The following is a 19,209-nucleotide window of genomic DNA, read 5'->3' on the forward strand; positions in this document are numbered from 1 at the left end:
GAGCAGATCAGAACTGATATCCCAGGCGCAGGGAAAACAGGGTATCCTGCGAAGGCAGAGCAGCCGCTGAGGTCCGGGCACGGCTGATTTGCGCATCCAGCTGCGCGCCCCCGTAACTGACATTGACCCCTGCGGCGATACCTGCGGCAGACTGCCATCCCGCCTGCCCGGTCTGAGCCATAACCCGTCCGTAGTCCGCACCGGCACGGGGCGTTACCGTGATCCCCTGCCGGACAAAACGGCGGGAAAGGGTGTTTTGCCAGTACCATCCCTTATCCGCCGATAACGAGCCGTCGTGAAACCCTCTGATCGTGCTGTTATCCGACAGTGTCAGCCACTCCACCCCGGGGAGATGCTCCTGTGTGTACTGACCGGCCAGATGACTGCTGAACAGATAAGCGTTCTCCGACAGCGAAAACTGCTGAACATAACTGAGTGAAAATTTGCCTTTGGTGTATTGCGGATCGGCGCCCGGCAGCGTGTTCCGGGTATCAGCCCCGAACAGTGTGGTGCCTTTTTCCGCCGATAATGATGTGCTGATAACGCCGCCCGGCACCAGAATCAGCCCGGTGTAACCGGCTTCGGCAACACTCAGGGACGGGCTGCTGACACCAATCAGGGTTTCATTAAGGTAGTTGCGGCTGCGTTTATATGTCATTTGTGCCATCAGCGAATCAATCCGTGACCGGTTACGGAAGATGACATAATCTGCCCGCAATGCGGCCTGGGCGCTGTCCCCGCGCAGAATGACGTGCTGATAACGCAGTGCCTGATTGATCCGGTAACGGGAGATACTGCCGTAAGTGCTGATGGTCAGTGCGCCGTAAGGTACGGAATAGAACAGCATGCCGGAGCGGCTGTAACGTGCTGCCGGGTTGTCTGTTGTGGCAGAGCCGCTCAGGCTGACAAAATCGGACAATCCGGCCGGGCTGTCAGCGGTGACAGCGGCACGGATCACGTTGCGTCCGGTACTTTTCTGCCCGTAATTATCCGCACTGAGAGAGAAACCGGCCGGGGTGCCGCGCTGATTCACCAGGCGGATCACTGATCCTCCGGGTGCGCTGCCGGGCAGAATATCCATCGTCACATGATTCGATTTCAGGCGGTTCGCCTGATCCAGCCCCTGCTCCAGTTCGGTAATTTTCAGCGGCTTACCGATCAGAGAGGGAAACAGCAGTGACGTATTAACACCGCGATCCGCGCCGTCAAACTGCTCTATCGTCCCTTCTGTCACCCCGATCCCCAGCTCGTGATAATCATTGACCGGCAGAAAGCGGACCCGCGCGGTGATATAGCCTTTATCCAGATACCGCGCCATCAGTTCCGCCACCAGCCCGTTAATATCCCGGCTGCGGATGCAGTCTTCAGGTAATGATGAGAGTGAACGGAGATCATCCTGAGATAACAGTGTGATCCCGGTGAGATACACACCACTGACCGGCAGACAATGTTCATTCTCTGCCGCGCGCAACAGCGGCTCTGCGGGGGTGATCGTTGACTGCGGCTTGCTCAGCTGCCGCCGGGTCTGCTGCTCAAGCAGGTCGCTGACCTGTTGTGCGGCATCCTGCATCGCCCGGCGCGAGGCATCAGCGCCCGGGTTTTCCGCAGCGGAAGGAAAAGGTGCGGCATATAATGGCGGGCAAAAAAAACAGCCCTGATAATAGTATCCGGCGTAATAATGTCTGCAGTTTGGTCAATTCGTCTTACTTATCCTTTGCGTCAGTTACCGCCGCAGCGGACAGAAAATGCCGGTTTTCTCCGGTATGGCACCGGATGAAAAAAAGCCGCGCTTTTATCTTTTATCGGCAGAAATAAGAAAAACTTAACTGACAGGATATAAAACGGCGTCCGCCCGGCGGGCAGACGCAGAAAACAGGCGGATTATTTATGGCAGGCAGGTTTGCTGTGACGACAGCCGGAGAGATGATCGATAATCGGACATTCCGCACTATCATCCCCGGGGCAGGATTCCGCCAGCGCCAGCAGGCGGTCACGGATAGCAGTGAGCTCCGTAATGGTTTTCTCAATCTGCTTCACTTTACCCAGCGTCGCGGATTTCACATCCGCCGCATGGCGGTTCGGATTACGGAACAGCGATAACAGTTCGCGGCACTCATCCAGCGTGAAACCGACCTCTTTTGCCTGGCGCAGCAGTGTCAGTTCATCGACATGCCGTTCACTGAAATACCGGTATCCGTTTTCACCCCGTTCCGGGGGGGTGATCAAAGATTTATCTTCGTAAAAACGGATCGCTTTTGGCGTTAAACCCGTTTTTTGTGCAATATCGCTGATATTCATAACTTCTCCTTGACCTTACCCTTGAGGGAAGGTTTACCATCATCGTAAATCAAAATTCCCGTTCCCCCGAACAGAATTTTTTCTTTTGCGCCGTGTGTTGTTCTGCGGCGTGATGATGCGAAACATGTAAGGAAAAAAAGTATGGCAAATACAACTATTCTTGCGCTGCAGGGGCTGTCCTGCGGACATTGCACCGGCAGTGTCAAAAAAGCACTCGACGCCCGTCCGGATGTTGAATCTGCGGTGGTCACCCTTGATTTCGCCAAAGTGACCGGCGATGCGGATGCGCAATCCCTTATCAAAACTATCGAAGAAGCCGGTTATGAAGCACAGATTGCAGACAAGCCCGGTACAATTTTACAGCTTCCCGGCTGAATTGTATGAAATGTGCCGCGAAAACGCAAAGTGCATTAGAAGCGGTTGAGGGTGTTGCTGCTGCGGTGGTTGATACCAAAGAAGCAAAAGTGTACGGCAAGGCTGATGCACAAACCTTAATCAGCGCGGTGGAAGCCGCCGGTTATCAGGCGGCAGTGGCGGGAGAAACCCCGTCCCCAAAATCTGAACCGCTGACGTTGCCTCAGACTGAGCCAGCGGCAGCGGAGCACTGCGATATTCCGGCCACACCGGATAACACCCCTGCAATGCCTGAGATAGAGGAAGATGACGACAGTCTCTCCTTCCTGCTCGACGGCATGACCTGTGCAAGCTGCGTCAGCAAAGTACACAAAGCGCTGCTCAGTGTGGACGGCGTGGAGAACGCCCGTGTTAACCTCGCGGAGCGCAGTGCGCTGGTCACCGGTCACGCCTCTGCGGATGCGCTGATCGCCGCCGTGGAGAAAGCCGGTTACGGTGCGGAGCTGATTCAGGATGATGCCAAACGCCGTGAGCGTCAGCAGGAAGTTGCTGTCGCCAATATGAAACGGTTCCGCTGGCAGGCTGCACTGGCGCTGGCTGTCGGTATTCCGGTGATGATCTGGGGAATGATCGGCGACAATATGATGCTGACCCCGGCGAATAACAATATCTGGCTGACTATCGGGATCGTCACCCTGGCCGTGATGATTCTGGCGGGCGGGCATTTCTACCGCAGCGCCTGGCAATCCCTGAAAAACGGCAGTGCGACGATGGATACTCTGGTGGCGCTCGGCACCGGTGCCGCGTGGCTCTATTCCATCACGGTAAACCTCTGGCCGGACGTGTTTCCGCCGCAGGCGCGTCACCTCTATTATGAGGCCAGTGCCATGATCATCGGTCTGATAAACCTGGGTCATATGCTGGAGCAGCGCGCCCGTCAGCGCTCATCAAAAGCACTGGAGCGTCTGCTGGATCTGACACCGCCGACCGCACGTGTGGTAACACCGGAAGGTGAAAAAGATGTACCGCTGGCGGATGTGCAGCCGGGTATGATCCTGCGCCTGACCACCGGTGACCGCGTGCCGGTCGATGGTGAGATCACACAGGGTGAAGTGTGGATGGATGAGGCGATGCTGACCGGGGAACCGATCCCGCAGCAGAAAACTACCGGTGATACTGTTTCCGCCGGGACTACGGTACAGGACGGAACTGTATTGTTCCGTGCCGCCGCTGTCGGCAGCAAAACCACGCTGGCCCGCATCATTAAACTGGTGCGCCAGGCACAGAGCAGCAAACCGGAAATCGGTCAGCTGGCCGATAAAATCTCAGCTGTCTTTGTACCGGTTGTGGTGGTTATCGCTCTGATCGCCGGTGCCGTCTGGTATTTCTTCGGTCCGGCACCGCAGATAACCTATGCGCTGGTAATTATTACCACGGTACTGATTATCGCCTGTCCGTGTGCACTGGGGCTGGCAACACCGATGTCGATTATTTCCGGTGTCGGACGCGCCGCTGAGTTTGGTGTACTGGTGCGGGATGCGGATGCATTACAGCAGGCAAGCACCCTGGACACCATTGTTTTCGACAAAACCGGAACACTGACCGAAGGTATGCCGCAGGTAACGGAGATCCACACCTTCAACGGATTCAGTGACGATGATGTTCTGCGTCTCGCGGCAGCGCTGGAAAGCGGTTCTAATCACCCGCTGGCCCGCGCCATTACTGAACGGGCAAAAGATCTGACACTGCCGTCTGTCACGCAGTTCCGTACTCTGGCCGGTATGGGGATCAGCGGGGAGTCTGAAAACCGGACACTGCTGCTGGGTAACCATGCGCTGATGCAGGCACAAAATATCAGCACTGCCGGCGAAGCGGATGCATTGGTGCAGTCACAGGCCGGTAAAGGCGTGACCCCGGTGATGCTGGCGGTTGACGGCAAAATCGCGGCAATACTTTCCATCCGTGATCCGCTGCGTGAGGACAGTGTCAGTGCGCTGGCGCGTCTGCACAAACAGGGATACCGCCTGGTGATGCTGACCGGCGATAATGAAGTGACCGCACGAGCTATCGCTAAAGAAGCCGGGATTGATGAAGTGATCGCCGGTGTGCTGCCCGACGGTAAAGCCGCTGCCATTGAAAAATTGCAGCAGGCCGGACGCCGTGTCGCGATGGTCGGCGATGGTATCAACGATGCACCGGCGCTGGCACGGGCCGATGTGGGGATCGCCATGGGCGGCGGCAGTGATATCGCCATCGAAACCGCGGCTATCACCCTGATGCGTCACAGCCTGCATGGTGTGGCCGATGCCGTGGCAATTTCGAAAGGGACACTGCGTAACATGAAGCAGAACCTGCTGGGTGCCTTTATTTATAACACTCTCGGGATACCGATTGCTGCCGGGGTGCTGTTCCCGTTCACCGGCACCCTGCTCAACCCGGTCGTGGCAGGAGCAGCTATGGCGCTGTCATCCATTACCGTGGTCAGCAACGCCAACCGGCTGTTACGCTTTAAACCAAAAGATTAATCACTGACCTGATAAGGGAGCGAATACTTCGCTCCCTTATTTTTTTCTTACTGATTAACCGGATCTTACGTAACAGGGTTGAAAAAAACATGCGGTTGCAGTCAACTAGTGTATCGTTTCACGACAGGAGTCGTCATGAAAACACTGTTCCGCCGGCTGAAAGATTACCTTATCCCGCCTGATCCGCAGGGTGGCTGCACCTGGCCCTCTATCGACCTTACACTCCCCGGGGATATCTCTCTGCACCTGGTCGGCAGTATTCATATGGGTTCGGAAACGATGTATCCGCTGCCCGGCCCGCTGCTGGAAAGAATCAACCGCGCCGACGGCCTGATTGTGGAAGCTGATATCACCCGTCCGGCACCACCGTTCCCCGGACAGGACCCGGAGCATCCGCGTCTGCCGGTAAGTGAGCGCTTACCGGAGCACCTGAGGGACGACTACCGCCGGTACTGTGAGGAACAGCGCCAGCCGGTGCAGACCCTTGATACCCTGCCCGCCTGGCAGGTTGCCCTAATCCTTCAGTCAGCCCAGGCACAAAGTCTAGGGCTGCGGCCGCATTACGGGATTGACTATCAGATGCTCAATGCCGCTCACGGGCAGAATATCCCTGTTTTTGAGCTGGAGGGTACACAAGCGCAGATGCAGATGCTGCTGGATTTCCCGGACGAAGGGCTGAGTCTGCTGGAAGATACGCTGGCCTACTGGCATGACAACGCACGGGCACTGCAGATTATGCTCGGCTGGTGGCTGGATTACCGGCCGGAAAAACTCGCGCAGCCGCTGCCTGCCACCTTCAGCGAGCAGACGTATCAGCATCTGATGATCAGCCGCAACGACGCCTGGAAAGCGCGGCTGACACAATTACCGCCCGGCAATTATGTGGTGGCGGTCGGTGCGCTGCATCTTTACGGCGACCATAATCTGCCGTCCATTTTGTGTTAAACTGGCAGGCCTTGTGACACTGCCGTCTGAATTATCTGCAAGGAAAGACCTATGACACCGGCTGTAAAACTTCTGGAAAAAAACCGGATTTCATTCACCCTCCATCCGTACGAACATGATCCGAATGATCATAATTTCGGTGATGAAGCGGTCCGCAAACTCAATCTCGATGCCCGTCAGGTATATAAAACCCTGCTGGTGGCGCTTAACGGCGATAATAAACACCTCGCCGTGGCCGTCACCCCGGTATCAGAACAGCTTGATTTAAAAGCGGTGGCCAAAGCCCTTGGTGTGAAGAAAGCGGAAATGGCCGACCCGGTGAATGCACAGAAAGTCACCGGTTATCTGGTGGGCGGGATCAGCCCGCTGGGACAGAAAAAACGCCTGCCGACCCTGATTGATGAGGGCGCACAGGAATTTGCCACCATGTTTGTTTCCGGCGGCAAACGCGGCCTGGATATCGAACTGGCACCGCAGGATCTGGCGAAAGTACTGGACGGGAAATTTGCCCCGGTAGCGAAACGGGACTGATATACCGGATAAATATCCTCCGGTCCGGCCGGGAGGTTTGTGTACAATAAAAAACCGGGATTCACTTCACATCCCGGTTTTTTAAGGCCGTCATAAACAATTATTTGTTTTTGTAGATAATCTCGCCTTTCGGTTCATAATCTGCCGCTTTCAGCGGAGAATGGGCTTCGATATAGCCTTTCAGCACTTCTGCATCGACAAAGCCGGTACTCACATAGCCCGGATGCGTATCAATTTTCGGATAACCATCCCCGCCGATCGCATTGAAGTTCAGTGTCGCCATACGGTAGGTTTTTGCCGGATCCAGCGGTTTGCCGTCAATCGTCACATCACTCACCGAGCCGTCTTTATTCAGTGTCAGTCCCACATTATAAAACTGCGCGTAAGCCCCTGAATCAGTTTTCATATTGGCGACGGCGGTCAGATACGGCAGTACTTCGCTGCCTTTGAAATCGACATACACCAGTTCATTGGCAAACGGCTGTACTTTCAGCACATGTTTATAGGTAATATCACCCGGCTCGATAGAATCACGCACACCACCGCCGCTCATGATGGCAAAATCGGCATTCGCCCGCTCTTTTTGTGCGGACAACAGCAGATGTCCCATGCTGGTCTGTTCAAAACGGACTTTGCTGCGGTCACCTTCCAGTTTACTGTCAACCGACCCGACTTTAATATTAAGCTGCTCATTGCCCTTTTCCTGATACGGTGTCAGCAGTTTCAGCATGTCGGGGTTTTCGGTAATTTCACTGGTGTAATACACCCGCTCAGATGTTCCGTCCTCTTTGGTGACTTTCTTCTTCAGATTCACCGGGATAAGCTGATAGTGCTTCAGCTTGAATTCACCGTTGCGGAACTGAAAATCTGCCCGTCCCACATATTTACCCCATTCATGTGCCTGTACAATCCAGGTGCCGTTCTGGTTATCCGGCGCACACGGTGTGCCGGGAACGTAATCGGCAATTTTGTAATTTTTATTTTCCGGCTGCATACAGACCGGGTCCTGTGAGTGACCACCCACAATCATATCCAGATAACCGGCCGGCAGACTGCGTGCCATTTCGACATCGCCCGGGGCATTGGAGCCGTGATTGCTGTCATCGTAGTGACCCATATGGGTAGCAGCGATAATAATGTCCGGTTTCTCGGTTTCACGCAGTATTTCAACCACTTTTTTCGCTTCTTCTGCCGGGACGCGGAATTCCGTATCCGGGAAATTACCCGGATTACCGATTTTCGCCGTATCGTCCGTTGTCAGACCAATCACCGCGATTTTCACACCTTGTTTGTCAAACACCGCATACGGTTTAAACAGACGTTCACCGGTGCTTTTCTTATAAATATTGGCGGACAGGAACGGGAACGTGGCCCATTTTTCCTGAATACGCAATGTTTCAAGCGGATTATCAAACTCGTGATTTCCCAGCGCCATTGCGTCGTAACCGACCAGGTTCATTCCTTTGAAATCCGGCTCGGCATTCTGTAAATCAGATTCCGGCACGCCGGTGTTAATATCGCCGCCGGAGAGCAGCAACAGTGATCCGCCTTTCTCTTCCACCTCTTTACGGATGCCGTCCACCAGAGTTTTCTGGGCGGATAAACCATATTCGCCGTGATCGTTCTGCCAGAAATGACCATGGTGATCATTAGTGTGCAGAATAGTGATGTCGTAGGTTTTATCTTTTTCCCAGGCATTCGCCAGCGCCGGAAAAAGAACTGCGGATACCGCCAGCGCGCAGGCTGCGGTTTTCAGTCTGAATGTCATGGTCATTCCCTGTATGTCTGAATGATGATACCGGTACAGAAGCTGCTCCCGCCGGTGTTCTGCTGAAAGTATGATGAAAATTCACAAATTTTTACACCAGATATGATAAATACAGCAAAAAAATGAGACATCACTCAATGTTTTGTCATTTATTTCAGCCGCACGAATGCGATAACACATCCTTAAAAAATCGTTAAATATCAATATTCAACCAAATTAAATCGGGCGTTTCTTATCCGTACTCAGGTGCTGTTATTTTATTCTCCCCGGACATTATGATGCGATTACCGGTATAAACACCACGGTTAAACACGTAATTTTCTGGTCAATTTTACAGATACCGCAAAATCGGCATCAAAAACAGATTAAACACACTCAATCATTTGTTAAATAACGACAAAGAAAACACAAAACAAAATCGATTCAGGTGAGAACATATGACCGGATGCGGAGAATAATCTAAAAACAACCGGCATTTCACATTATCAACTGCCAAATGCCGTTTTTTACATAATCAGTTATATTTTTAACGCGATTTATGTCACGAAAACATGTATTATATTTATAGCTAACCAACATCCGTTCACACCACTAATCAAAAGGAGAATGAAAAAAGTGCACTCAACGCCTCTTATCACAACTATTGTTGGCGGTCTCGTTCTCGCTTATTTACTTGGTATGTTAGCGCAGCGGTTAAAGATTTCCCCGTTAGTGGGTTATCTGGCGGCGGGTGTGTTAGCGGGTCCTTTTACCCCGGGATTTGTTGCCGATGCCTCTCTGGCACCGGAACTGGCAGAAATCGGGGTTATTCTGCTGATGTTCGGGGTCGGGCTTCATTTTTCACTGAAAGATCTGCTGGCGGTTAAAAATATCGCTATTCCCGGCGCTATCTGTCAGATAGCTGTCGCCACTATTCTGGGTCTCGGCCTTTCCAGTCTGTTCGGCTGGGGATTATTTACCGGGATCGTATTTGGTCTGAGCTTATCCACAGCGAGTACCGTGGTGCTGCTGCGCGCCCTGGAAGAGCGGCAACTGATAGAGAGCCAGCGCGGTCAGATAGCTATCGGCTGGCTGATTGTGGAAGATCTCGCCATGGTATTAACCCTGGTGCTGTTACCCGCAGCGGCCTCTATCATCAATAATCCGGAAGCCAGTGCCAGCACATCAGAACTGCTGATGAGCCTTGCCGTCACTATCGGTAAAGTAGTGGCATTTATCCTGATTATGATTTTTATCGGCCGCCGCGTGATCCCGTGGTTGCTCGCCAGAACAGCGGCCACCGGTTCACGGGAGCTGTTTACCCTGGCGGTACTGGTGCTGGCACTGGGTATTGCTTATGCCGCCGTTGCGCTGTTTGATGCCTCGTTTGCTCTCGGTGCATTCTTTGCCGGTATGGTGCTCAATGAGTCAGAACTCAGCCACCGGGCCGCACAGGACACTCTGCCGCTGCGTGATGCCTTCGCAGTGCTGTTCTTTGTCTCTGTCGGGATGCTGTTTGACCCGATGGTGCTGATCAACCACCCGCTCGGCGTACTGGGTGTGCTGGCGATTATTATCATCGGTAAATCTGCTGCCGCTCTGCTGCTGGTGAGGATGTTCGGCCATAACCGGCGGACAGCCCTGACTGTTGCCGTCAGCCTTGCGCAAATCGGGGAGTTCGCCTTTATCCTCGCCGGAATGGGCGTCACGCTGGAGGTTCTCAACCGCCAGGCCAATGACCTGATCCTGGCCGGTGCGATAGTCTCTATCATGCTCAACCCGGTACTGTTCACCCTGCTCGACCGTTATCTGGAAAAAACCGAAACGCCGGAAGAGCAGCAGGAAGAAGAAACGCTGGAAGAGATCACTCAGGTGCCGGTCAATATCTGCGGACATACCATTGTTGTCGGTTATGGCCGTGTCGGTGCGATGCTGGCGGATAAGCTGCATAATAAAGGGTATCCGGTTGTGGTGGTGGAGGATACCCGCGCCCGTTTTGAAGAGCTGGCTGAACGCGGTTACCCTTCCGTGATGGGGAATGCGGTGGCACAGGATGTACTGGAACTCGCCCGCGCCGATTGTGCCAGTTCCTTGCTGCTGACAATTCCGAACGGCTATGAAGCCGGTGAGATTGTGGCCAAAGCCCGCGCCATGAACGCACATATGACAATTATTGTCCGCGCGCATTATGACGACGAGCGTACCTATATTATGGAGCGCGGTGCAAACCGTGTGGTGATTGGTGAGTTTGAAATCGCCCGTGCGATGAGCACACTGCTGGCGGAAAATCAGACCGACCATGAATTCGGCTGCCCGGTCAGTATCAATCCGGTGGCAGAAACTGCGCCGGAAACAGAAACGGAAGGCCGCTCACTGCATGATATGCTGCGCAAACCGGAAACAGATGCCACTCCGGAGAATCAGAACCCGCATCCGTCGGCATAATCTGTTTTAACCTGCTGAAATACAAGCCCGGTCAGCAAACCGGGCTTTTTTATATAAATATAAAAAATCCTGCCGGAGCAGGATTTATATCAAAAGATAATAAACAGATACTCAGTCACTGAACGCCATTATTTGTGCAGCTCTGCCGTCATAATCACATTATCAGTCGTACGGGAAATATAATATAAACACCGGATAAAATTGATTCCATCATATTACTTTACGATATTTGTTATATTTTAATTAATAATTAAAACAGCAATTATTAACTTCATTAAATTACCTGAGAATAGTCAGTACCCCATCAGGTGAAAATATAATAATATCTGTCATCGTCATGAGTTTTGAGAAATGCACACCATAAAAAATCGTTACCACCTTGCTCCTGAGGAGGCACTATGCCTGATTCTGGCCAGTATTTTATTGCAGTGCTACTGAGTTTTGTGAATATCATATATTTCAGAAAGATAATACTAAAACAAAAAATAATAAATAGAGTTATTATATCTGTAATTGTATCAACGCTATTTGTTACATTGTTTCCTCTTTTAAAGGCAAGTGTATTAAAAGAGATATATTTTAACTTTTCATTTCACACAGATATTAATTATTCTATCTCGGTTATTACAGGGAGTGTTATTAATCTGATCTCACTATGGGTATCAGATTCTGTAAAAAGGATTAAATAATATGAAATTATTAGCTAAGCATAACACCTGAGCAGATGGAAATGTACAGAAATTATTTTAATTCGCAGAACTAAGCATCAGCTATAAGCCCCGTCTGACCGGGCTTTTTTATGTGTATATAAAAAATCCTGCCGGGGCAGGATTTATATCAGAGGATAATAAACAGGTACTCAGTCACTGAATGCCATTATTTGTGCAGCTCTGCCGTCATAATCACATTATCAGTCGTACGGGCACTGGTGATGGTATAACCGGAAGCTCCGCTTTCCTGTGCTTTCTCAGCAATTTTTGCTTCAGCTGATGTCAGTGTGTCACTGGTGACAGAGACGGATTCAGCAGAAGCCGCAAAGGAAAACAGTGTCAGAGCAGAAGCAGTAATCAGTGTTTTTACAGTATTCATGGTCATTTCCTTGTTACATTCAATAAGGGGTATATTTCATCTGGCAAGCCTCTCTTGCCGGGAATGACCAAAGCTTAAACCTCAACATAACCTGAGGTTAAAGCGAATTTTTCACCTCAACTTCATCAGTAAAGTTGATGATGCCGATGTGTAACACGGATTATTTGTTATTGCCCATAAAAAACGCCGGAAAATTCCGGCGATTATCTGTCAGTTGTTGTTATCAGCGTTCCCAGTATGACTCTTCCAGGCTATCTTCCCGGTCCGGTAATCCTTTGGTCAGACGCGGTGAGTGCTGGATCAGTACCTGATAGCTGACACGGTTGGCATATTTGCAGATCTGAGCCAGTGAGGAGTATGTCAGATAGCGGCGCTGATGCTTACTGGAGTTCGGGATATTCATCCGGTGATAGCTGTTAGCCGTAATATCATGCAGTAAGGCAGATAATGCACCATCACCGGCACCGTTGGTGTTCATAATCTTGTCCGGACCGCCCATATACGGTTCGATATGGGAATAGACCCGTGCGGCGTCCTGACAATCTTTCCGGCGCATTGCACGGCTGAATTCATAACGGTTAAATTCGGCCAGCGCCCCCGGCAATAACGGGTGGGTGGTTTCGCGCATAAATTCTTTTTCTGAATAACCCGCCATATATAAACCGGCAGGGCCTGCGGTACACAATACCAGATCCACCCAGTCCAGCGCTTTATCTGATGCCAGCAGCGGATCGGTAAAGCCGGTCAGTGCCAGCGCCTCTTCTTCATTCATTGCCAGCACAGAAATGTTTTCTGCGAGGAAATCACACCACCACTGCGGATCTTCCGCGATCACATGTTTGGTTCCCAGTGTCAGGATCACCGGCACATCATGTTTTTTGGCGTACTCAATAGCTTTCATGGTGGCATCCGGCATCGGTTCGCCCGGTTTGCAGCGCACCAGATAGGCGGTCAGCACCAGTGCGGAGGCTTCCGCAATAATCTCTTCCGGAATGCTTTCCGGACGCAGCTGGTTCATCAGCCCGGGGCTGATGGCAAATGTCCGCTCACCGTTTTCACTGATCAGGGTGAAACAGCGGCCAATCGGGCCGTCAACACCCTGCAAATAATTGAGATCCATGCGGCTGGATGTATTGCACAGATAATAATAGGCATAACTGCCAATCCGGATATTATTACACATCGTGCCCAGCAGTACGGAACGGTCATCAGCCAGTACTGAGTAATTATGAAGGGTATTTCCGATGGTGCCGCCGGCAAATTCATGGGTGATCAGCGAGCGCTCAATCAGCTCACGATACAGCTCTTCAGCCACATCATCCTCAATAACCAGCGAATGCCCGCGGCTGAGCTGATAACGGCGGATAAAATCATCATCCACATTGGCTTCAATATCCACCAGCGTCTGATCAATACCGACGATATATGCGCGGGTATTTTCATCATCTTTCATCAGCTGGACGGGCTGTAATAACGGGTCACGCAGGCTGACCGGGAAGTAGTGTTTGGATTTGCGTCTGCCGGGGAATTTCATAAAGGTTCATGGCCGGAAAAAAAGATGCCGTATTTTATCATAACCAAAAAGAGAATGTGAGCGGACAGAACCCTTAATGCCCGCTCAACCGGAAACTATGCTGATTTTTTTCTGTTAACAAACATATTCCATGCAAAAACTGCCATCACAGAGAGGATAAACCCTAAAAAGGCAGATGCAATAAGATACATTTTAGCACCGGGGCCGTCTTTCACCACCGGCAGAGCCGGGGATTCGGTCACGGTAAACGGAACAATATCCACAGAGAACGGCGCGATGCTTTTGATACTCTTCAGTGTATAGGCTCTGTCCAGAAGATCTGCATCCACCGCCGGTAAATCTAATGCTTTCAGTGAATTTGTCATCTGCATAATTGCAGGGCGGCCCATCGCACTGTAAGCCGCAACCGGATCAGCTTCCGGATTCTGAGGCGGAACAGATGCTGTCGCCGGTGCAATGCGTTCTGCCGCTTCCAGGTAAGCCAGAGTCTGTTCACGCTGATGCTCTGCTTTGACCAGCGCCACACTATACTGGCTCTGACCGGCACTCAGTGCAGCAGCCAGGTTTTCCTGTAACTGCATCTGCATGACGTTCTGGCTGTATTGCGCGGTGTAATCGAGATAATCCGATAACATCCGCTGCGCTGTCTGCGGATCAGCCGCAGTGAACGTCACCTCGGCAGTGGCCGGTTTCAGGATATCGCCATCGGTCTTTTTAAAACCAAAAGTACCGGAAGCCGCGGTATCGCCCGGTAAGCTCAGAAATGATTTCTGTACTGACGGTGCCTGCCAGACAGTACTGAAAACATTGAACGCCGCAGGCAGATCCGAGACGGCTGACACATTGAGTGCGTTCATCTGCAAGCGAATTTTATTCAGCTCAGGCATATCACGCAGCTCTGTTGCCGTCACTTCCGCAGTACTGGTCCACTTTTGCGGCAGTATTTTGGAGACACCAAAACCGGCTGCGGCGAACAATACGGTCACAATGACGATAAAAACTTTATAGCGGTATAACAGTTTCAGAAGATCAATAATATCGATCTCGTCATTATTAAGGTTCACTGAACCCTTCTCACTCACCATGTCCATAGCACCCGTTCTGTTTGCGATGAAATATCAAATTTCACTTAAAATCAGCAATAATATCTGTCAATTTTAAGCCAATTAATTGTTACATGTTTAATGTTAACATTAATTCCTTAAAATTCTACGCATAACAGTGGTATATTTCGGACTATTCCAGATTGGAACGCAAAAAAACTAGCCTACCAGCTCGTGTAATAGTTTTATATGAATATCATCATCATTCAGCGATTCAATGTAATGATATTCCTCCCCTCCGGAAGATAAAAATAACCCTTTATTCTGTTCCTTAATCTCTTCTAATGTCTCAAGGCAGTCAGCCGAAAATCCCGGACACATCACCTGAACAGACCTTACTCCTCCTAAGGGTAATCCCTTCATTGTTTCATCCGTATAAGGCGTCAGCCACGGCTCCCGGCCAAAGCGGGATTGATAAGTGTGCATGATATGTTCAGCCGGGAAACGGAGCCGCTCCCGCAGTAATGCCGTTGTTGCCTCACATTCTGCCGGATAAATATCCCCCTCTTCCGCATAGCGGACAGGAATACCGTGATAGGACAAGATCAGCCGGTCCGGCTCCCCGTGCTCCGCAAAAGCCGCCTCCGCCGATTGTGCCAGCGCCTCAATATAGAGCGGATGCGTCGCATAACTGCGGATAAAATTGAGTGACGGAAAGGTCCGGCGGCGTTTAAAGATATCTGCCAGCCCGTCAAACACCGCACCGGTGGTTGAGCAGGAATACTGCGGATACAGCGGCAGGACATCCAGATGCGTCACGCCCTGCTCCAGCAGAGTATCAACAGCGGATTCCAGCGATGGCGAACCATAGCTCATTCCCAGCGCCACCGGTGTACCCGGCAGCTGTGCGGCCAGTGCTGCCTGCTGACGGCGGCTGTACACCAGCAGAGGAGAGCCCTCCTCCATCCAGATCGACTGATACAGCTTTGCCACACGCGGTGAACGGAACGGCAGCACAATGCCGCGTAAAATACACTGCCAGAGCAGCGGAGAGACATCCACCACACGCGGGTCACTCAGGAACTGCTTCAGATAGCGTTTTACCGCCGGGGTTTCCGGCGCATCCGGAGTGCCTAAGTTAACCAGTAAAACGCCGCGTTTGTGTTGATTTGTCATCAGAAAATCCTGTCAGCAACTAGAATGATTGTCAGGGTAATGTATTGTCAGTAATGATTCTTATTCTTTTCTGCCATGTTCTTCATGTTCTTCATCCTTTTGTCCGCAGGTTCGTTGGCTGCTCTCTGTCACCCCGGTCACATACTGATGTATGCTCCCGGTGTGCCTTCGTTTGCCGCCTGCCTGCAAACAAAATGATTTTGAACACCGTCCTTCATCCTTACACCCGCAGGTTCACCGGCTGCTCTCTGTCACCCCGGTCACATACTGATGTATGCTCACGGTGTGCCTTCGTTTGCCGCCTGCCTGCAAACAAAATGATTTTGAACACCGTCCTTCATCCTTACATCCGCAGGTTCGTTGGCTGCTCTCTGTCACCCCGGTCACATACTGATGTATGCTCCCGTGTGCCTTCGTTTGCCGCCTGCCTGCAAACAAAATGATTTTGAACACCGTCCTTCATCCTTACATCCGCAGGTTCACCGGCTGCTCTCTGTCACCCCGGTCACATACTGATGTATGCTCACGGTGTGCCCTCGTTTGCCGCCTGCCTGCAAACAAAATGATTTTGAACATCGTCCTTCATTCTTACACCCGCAGGTTCGTTGGCTGCTCTCTGTCACCCCGGTCACATACTGATGTATGCTCACGGTGTGCCGCAGATCAGGATAAAAAAAGGCAGCCGTTTGGCTGCCTGACAGAAATAAGTGCCGGATTAACCCAGGATACGGGCTAATTCCTGACTGACTTCGCTTACCGGACGGGTGCCGTCAATACGGTTGTATTTCACGTCACTCATCTGAGCTTCTTTCTGATAGTACTCAATCAGTGGTGCAGTCAGCTGATGGTATTCCACCAGACGCTTACGGACGGTTTCTTCCTGATCATCTTTGCGGATGGTCAGTTCTTCACCGGTCACGTCGTCTTTATTTTCTGTCTTCGGCGGATTGTATTTTACATGATACACACGGCCTGAGCCTGCGTGCACGCGGCGGCCGATAATACGGTCAACGATAATGTCATCCGGAACATCGAATTCCAGAACGAAATCAACGGTGATACCGGCTTCTTTCATTGCATCTGCCTGCGGAATGGTACGCGGGAACCCGTCCAGCAGGAAGCCGTTACGGCAGTCATCCTGTTTGATGCGCTCTTTAACCAGTGCGATAACTAATGCGTCAGTCACTAATTTGCCGTTGTCCATCAGTTCTTTTGCCTGGAGACCCAATTCACTGCCGGATTTCACTGCTGCACGCAGCATGTCACCCGTCGAGATCTGAGGGATCCCGTATTTTTCCATGATAAACTGAGCCTGAGTCCCTTTACCGGCGCCCGGAGCGCCGAGCAGAATAATACGCATTGCGTAAACCCCTTGCTGGTTGCTTTTTTATAATTCGGATAAAAACAAGCTACCATACCATTTGTCAGGGTATGGACTCAAGAAAAGCGGGGAAACTCTCCCGTTCGTTTTTACTGATTTCAATGAAAAAACCACATGATTATCATGAAATCATGTGGTTTTTAAGCGGGTTATGCGCGATTGCGCTCACCCGGCGCGGGAACGCCTGTTTTTAGCCTAATAACAGACTATTCATCCGGGAAACGAATTCGTTCGGATCTTCCAGGGTTCCGCGTTCAACAAACAGTGCCTGATCGAGCAGCAGATTGATCCAGTCGGCAAAGCGGCTTTCGTCCTGCTGATCTGCGGCCAGTTTCACCAGCGGATGCTCCGGGTTCAGCTCAAAGTTATATTTCACTTCCGGTGCCTGCTGACCGGCTGCGGCGAACAGTTTCGCCATCTGCGTACTCATGTCATCCGCATCAGTGGTCACAATCGCCGGCGTTGACGTCAGACGGTGTGTCAGTTTCACTTCTTTCACACGGTCACCGAGCAGTGTTTTCACACGATCAATAAACGGCGCCAGCTCTTTGTCTGCTTCTTCTTTCGCTGCCGGATCTTCATCCGCCAGTTTTTCCAGCGATTCATCCGCCTTGCTGACAGACTGGAAGGTTTTACCATCAAATTCATTGAGGTAATTCATCATCCACTCATCGATACGATCGGAGAGCAGCAGTACTTCAATGCCTTTCTTACGGAATAACTCCAGATGCGGGCTGTTTTTCGCCGCTGCATAGCTGTCTGCGGTGATGTAGTAAATTTTTTCCTGACCTTCCGCCATGCGGGAAACATAATCCGCCAGGGAAACGGTCTGTGCGGAGCTGTCTTCTTTCGTGCTGGCAAAACGCAGCAGTTTGGCGATCAGTTCCGCATTGGTGCTGTCCTCACCCGGGCCTTCTTTCAGAACCAGACCGAACTGCTGCCAGAAAGTCTGGTATTTTTCAGCGTCATTGTTCGCCAGTTTCTCCAGCATCTGCAGAACACGTTTGGTCAGTGCACTGCGCAGGCTGCGGGTCACAGCGCTGTCCTGTAAAATTTCACGGGAGACGTTCAGCGGCAGATCATTCGAATCTATCAGACCGCGTACAAAGCGCAGGTAGTTCGGCATGAACTGTTCCGCATCATCCATAATAAAGACGCGCTGGACATACAGGCTCAGACCGCGGCGCTGGTCGCGGTGCCACAGGTCAAACGGTGCCACGGACGGGATATAGAGCAGGCTGGTGTACTCCTGCTTCCCTTCCACGCGGTTATGCGCCCATGTCAGCGGATCAGCGAAATCATGGGAGAGATGCTTGTAAAACTCATTATATTCTTCATCACTGATGTCGTTCTTATTGCGCGTCCACAGTGCCTGAGCTTTGTTGATTTTTTCCCAGATGACAGTACCATCTTCTTCATTTTTGCTTTCGATTTCCACCGGCAGCGCGATATGGTCAGAATACTTGCCGATAACCGAGCGCAGACGCCAGTCATCCAGGAACTCATCTTCCCCTTCACGGAAATGCAGGGTGATATCGGTTCCGCGTGAATCCTTATGGGTTTTGGCGATAGAGTAATCCCCTTCCCCTTCAGACTCCCAGAACACCGCCTGGTCAGACGGCACACCCGCTGCACGGGTGATAACAGTGACTTTGTCCGCCACGATAAAGGCGGAATAGAACCCCACCCCGAACTGCCCGATCAGCTGGCTGTCTTTTGCCGCGTCAGAGCCGAGTGATTCCAGGAATGCTTTGGTGCCGGATTTGGCAATCGTACCCAGATTGTCGATGACTTCATCGCGGGTCATCCCGATACCGTTATCACTGATGGTCAGTGTACGCTTTTCTTTATCAGCGGACAGACGGACATGCAGATCACCATCGTTTTCATACAGTGAACTGTCAGATAAGGCACGGAAACGCAGCTTATCGGCCGCATCAGAGGCGTTGGAGATAAGCTCGCGCAGGAAAATTTCTTTGTTGGAATAAAGTGAGTGGATCATTAACTGCAGAAGTTGTTTTACTTCTGACTGAAAACCACGGGTTTCTTGTTCTTGCAGACTCATGAATAACCTCAGACTGACTTATCAACGAAAAAAAACAGGATAAAAATCAGGTGGGGCCGGTCTTCAGATTTTCAAG

The 19,209-nt window shown here is 51.4% G+C and carries 12 protein-coding genes and 1 pseudogene; 4 read left to right on the forward strand and 9 right to left on the reverse strand.

Annotated elements, in window-relative coordinates; all coding sequences use genetic code 11:
- Positions 1-7 precede the first annotated feature (7 nt).
- Together JC793_RS15320 and cueR are read right to left on the reverse strand one after the other, a co-directional pair.
- The gene (locus JC793_RS15320; protein WP_247717264.1) at positions 8-1,570 is read right to left on the reverse strand and encodes a ShlB/FhaC/HecB family hemolysin secretion/activation protein; all 1,563 of its coding nucleotides are present in this window, start codon (positions 1,568-1,570) and stop codon (positions 8-10) included.
- Between the two features lie 311 nt (positions 1,571-1,881).
- Positions 1,882-2,298 carry a Cu(I)-responsive transcriptional regulator gene (cueR, locus tag JC793_RS15325; RefSeq protein WP_046893196.1) on the reverse strand — a complete coding sequence of 139 codons (417 nt, stop codon included), beginning with the start codon at positions 2,296-2,298 and terminating at the stop codon, positions 1,882-1,884.
- A gap of 141 nt (positions 2,299-2,439) precedes the next feature.
- Here cueR and copA point away from each other — a divergent pair.
- From copA to ybaK, 3 genes and pseudogenes are all read left to right on the forward strand, one after another.
- Positions 2,440-5,177: pseudogene (copA, locus tag JC793_RS15330) on the forward strand (copper-exporting P-type ATPase CopA).
- A 135-nt stretch (positions 5,178-5,312) separates the two neighbouring features.
- A complete protein-coding gene (locus JC793_RS15335; protein WP_218426580.1) occupies positions 5,313-6,122 on the forward strand; it encodes a TraB/GumN family protein in 810 nt (269 codons plus the stop codon).
- A gap of 51 nt (positions 6,123-6,173) precedes the next feature.
- Positions 6,174-6,653 carry a Cys-tRNA(Pro)/Cys-tRNA(Cys) deacylase YbaK gene (ybaK, locus tag JC793_RS15340; RefSeq protein ID WP_218426581.1) on the forward strand — a complete coding sequence of 160 codons (480 nt, stop codon included), beginning with the start codon at positions 6,174-6,176 and terminating at the stop codon, positions 6,651-6,653.
- A gap of 100 nt (positions 6,654-6,753) precedes the next feature.
- On the opposite strand, the gene ushA is transcribed toward ybaK, so the two are convergent.
- The gene (gene ushA / locus JC793_RS15345) at positions 6,754-8,421 is read right to left on the reverse strand and encodes a bifunctional UDP-sugar hydrolase/5'-nucleotidase UshA (protein WP_218426582.1); all 1,668 of its coding nucleotides are present in this window, start codon (positions 8,419-8,421) and stop codon (positions 6,754-6,756) included.
- Positions 8,422-9,027: 606 nt separating this feature from the next.
- Between ushA and ybaL the strand changes: the two genes are divergently transcribed.
- Positions 9,028-10,845, forward strand: coding sequence for a YbaL family putative K(+) efflux transporter (gene ybaL, locus JC793_RS15350; protein ID WP_166708455.1), 1,818 nt, complete (start codon positions 9,028-9,030; stop codon positions 10,843-10,845).
- Positions 10,846-11,721: 876 nt separating this feature from the next.
- Here the strand turns inward: ybaL and JC793_RS15355 are convergent.
- The 6 genes from JC793_RS15355 to htpG all read right to left on the reverse strand — a co-directional run bounded on the left by JC793_RS15355 (position 11,722) and on the right by htpG (position 19,133).
- Complete coding sequence (locus tag JC793_RS15355) at positions 11,722-11,934, reverse strand: YdgH/BhsA/McbA family protein (protein WP_046893191.1); 213 nt, start codon at positions 11,932-11,934, stop codon at positions 11,722-11,724.
- 223 nt (positions 11,935-12,157) lie between these two features.
- A complete protein-coding gene (locus JC793_RS15360; protein WP_054423657.1) occupies positions 12,158-13,468 on the reverse strand; it encodes an inosine/guanosine kinase in 1,311 nt (436 codons plus the stop codon).
- A gap of 95 nt (positions 13,469-13,563) precedes the next feature.
- Positions 13,564-14,532 (reverse strand): Wzz/FepE/Etk N-terminal domain-containing protein, encoded by a 969-nt coding sequence (locus JC793_RS15365; protein ID WP_247717265.1) that lies wholly within the window; start codon positions 14,530-14,532, stop codon positions 13,564-13,566.
- Positions 14,533-14,730: 198 nt separating this feature from the next.
- Entirely contained in the window at positions 14,731-15,687 is a 957-nt protein-coding gene (gene hemH / locus JC793_RS15370; RefSeq protein WP_218426584.1) for a ferrochelatase, read from the reverse strand.
- A gap of 715 nt (positions 15,688-16,402) precedes the next feature.
- Positions 16,403-17,047 (reverse strand): adenylate kinase, encoded by a 645-nt coding sequence (gene adk / locus JC793_RS15375; protein ID WP_046893187.1) that lies wholly within the window; start codon positions 17,045-17,047, stop codon positions 16,403-16,405.
- Between the two features lie 211 nt (positions 17,048-17,258).
- Entirely contained in the window at positions 17,259-19,133 is a 1,875-nt protein-coding gene (htpG, locus tag JC793_RS15380; protein WP_046893186.1) for a molecular chaperone HtpG, read from the reverse strand.
- Positions 19,134-19,209 lie beyond the last annotated feature (76 nt).

The sequence above is a fragment of the Morganella morganii genome (assembly GCF_019242955.1).
Lineage (GTDB): Bacteria > Pseudomonadota > Gammaproteobacteria > Enterobacterales > Enterobacteriaceae > Morganella > Morganella sibonii.

What these genes read in the sequence shown, in the direction of transcription:
- ushA (WP_218426582.1), bottom strand. Translation starts at nt 8,421, where the DNA reads ATGACATTCAGACTGAAAACCGCAGCCTGCGCGCTGGCGGTATCCGCA.
- JC793_RS15360 (WP_054423657.1), bottom strand. Translation starts at nt 13,468, where the DNA reads ATGAAATTCCCCGGCAGACGCAAATCCAAACACTACTTCCCGGTCAGC.
- hemH (WP_218426584.1), bottom strand. Translation starts at nt 15,687, where the DNA reads ATGACAAATCAACACAAACGCGGCGTTTTACTGGTTAACTTAGGCACT.
- adk (WP_046893187.1), bottom strand. Translation starts at nt 17,047, where the DNA reads ATGCGTATTATTCTGCTCGGCGCTCCGGGCGCCGGTAAAGGGACTCAG.
- JC793_RS15355 (WP_046893191.1), bottom strand. Translation starts at nt 11,934, where the DNA reads ATGAATACTGTAAAAACACTGATTACTGCTTCTGCTCTGACACTGTTT.
- ybaK (WP_218426581.1), top strand. Translation starts at nt 6,174, where the DNA reads ATGACACCGGCTGTAAAACTTCTGGAAAAAAACCGGATTTCATTCACC.
- ybaL (WP_166708455.1), top strand. Translation starts at nt 9,028, where the DNA reads ATGAAAAAAGTGCACTCAACGCCTCTTATCACAACTATTGTTGGCGGT.
- cueR (WP_046893196.1), bottom strand. Translation starts at nt 2,298, where the DNA reads ATGAATATCAGCGATATTGCACAAAAAACGGGTTTAACGCCAAAAGCG.
- htpG (WP_046893186.1), bottom strand. Translation starts at nt 19,133, where the DNA reads ATGAGTCTGCAAGAACAAGAAACCCGTGGTTTTCAGTCAGAAGTAAAA.
- JC793_RS15320 (WP_247717264.1), bottom strand. Translation starts at nt 1,570, where the DNA reads ATGCAGGATGCCGCACAACAGGTCAGCGACCTGCTTGAGCAGCAGACC.
- JC793_RS15335 (WP_218426580.1), top strand. Translation starts at nt 5,313, where the DNA reads ATGAAAACACTGTTCCGCCGGCTGAAAGATTACCTTATCCCGCCTGAT.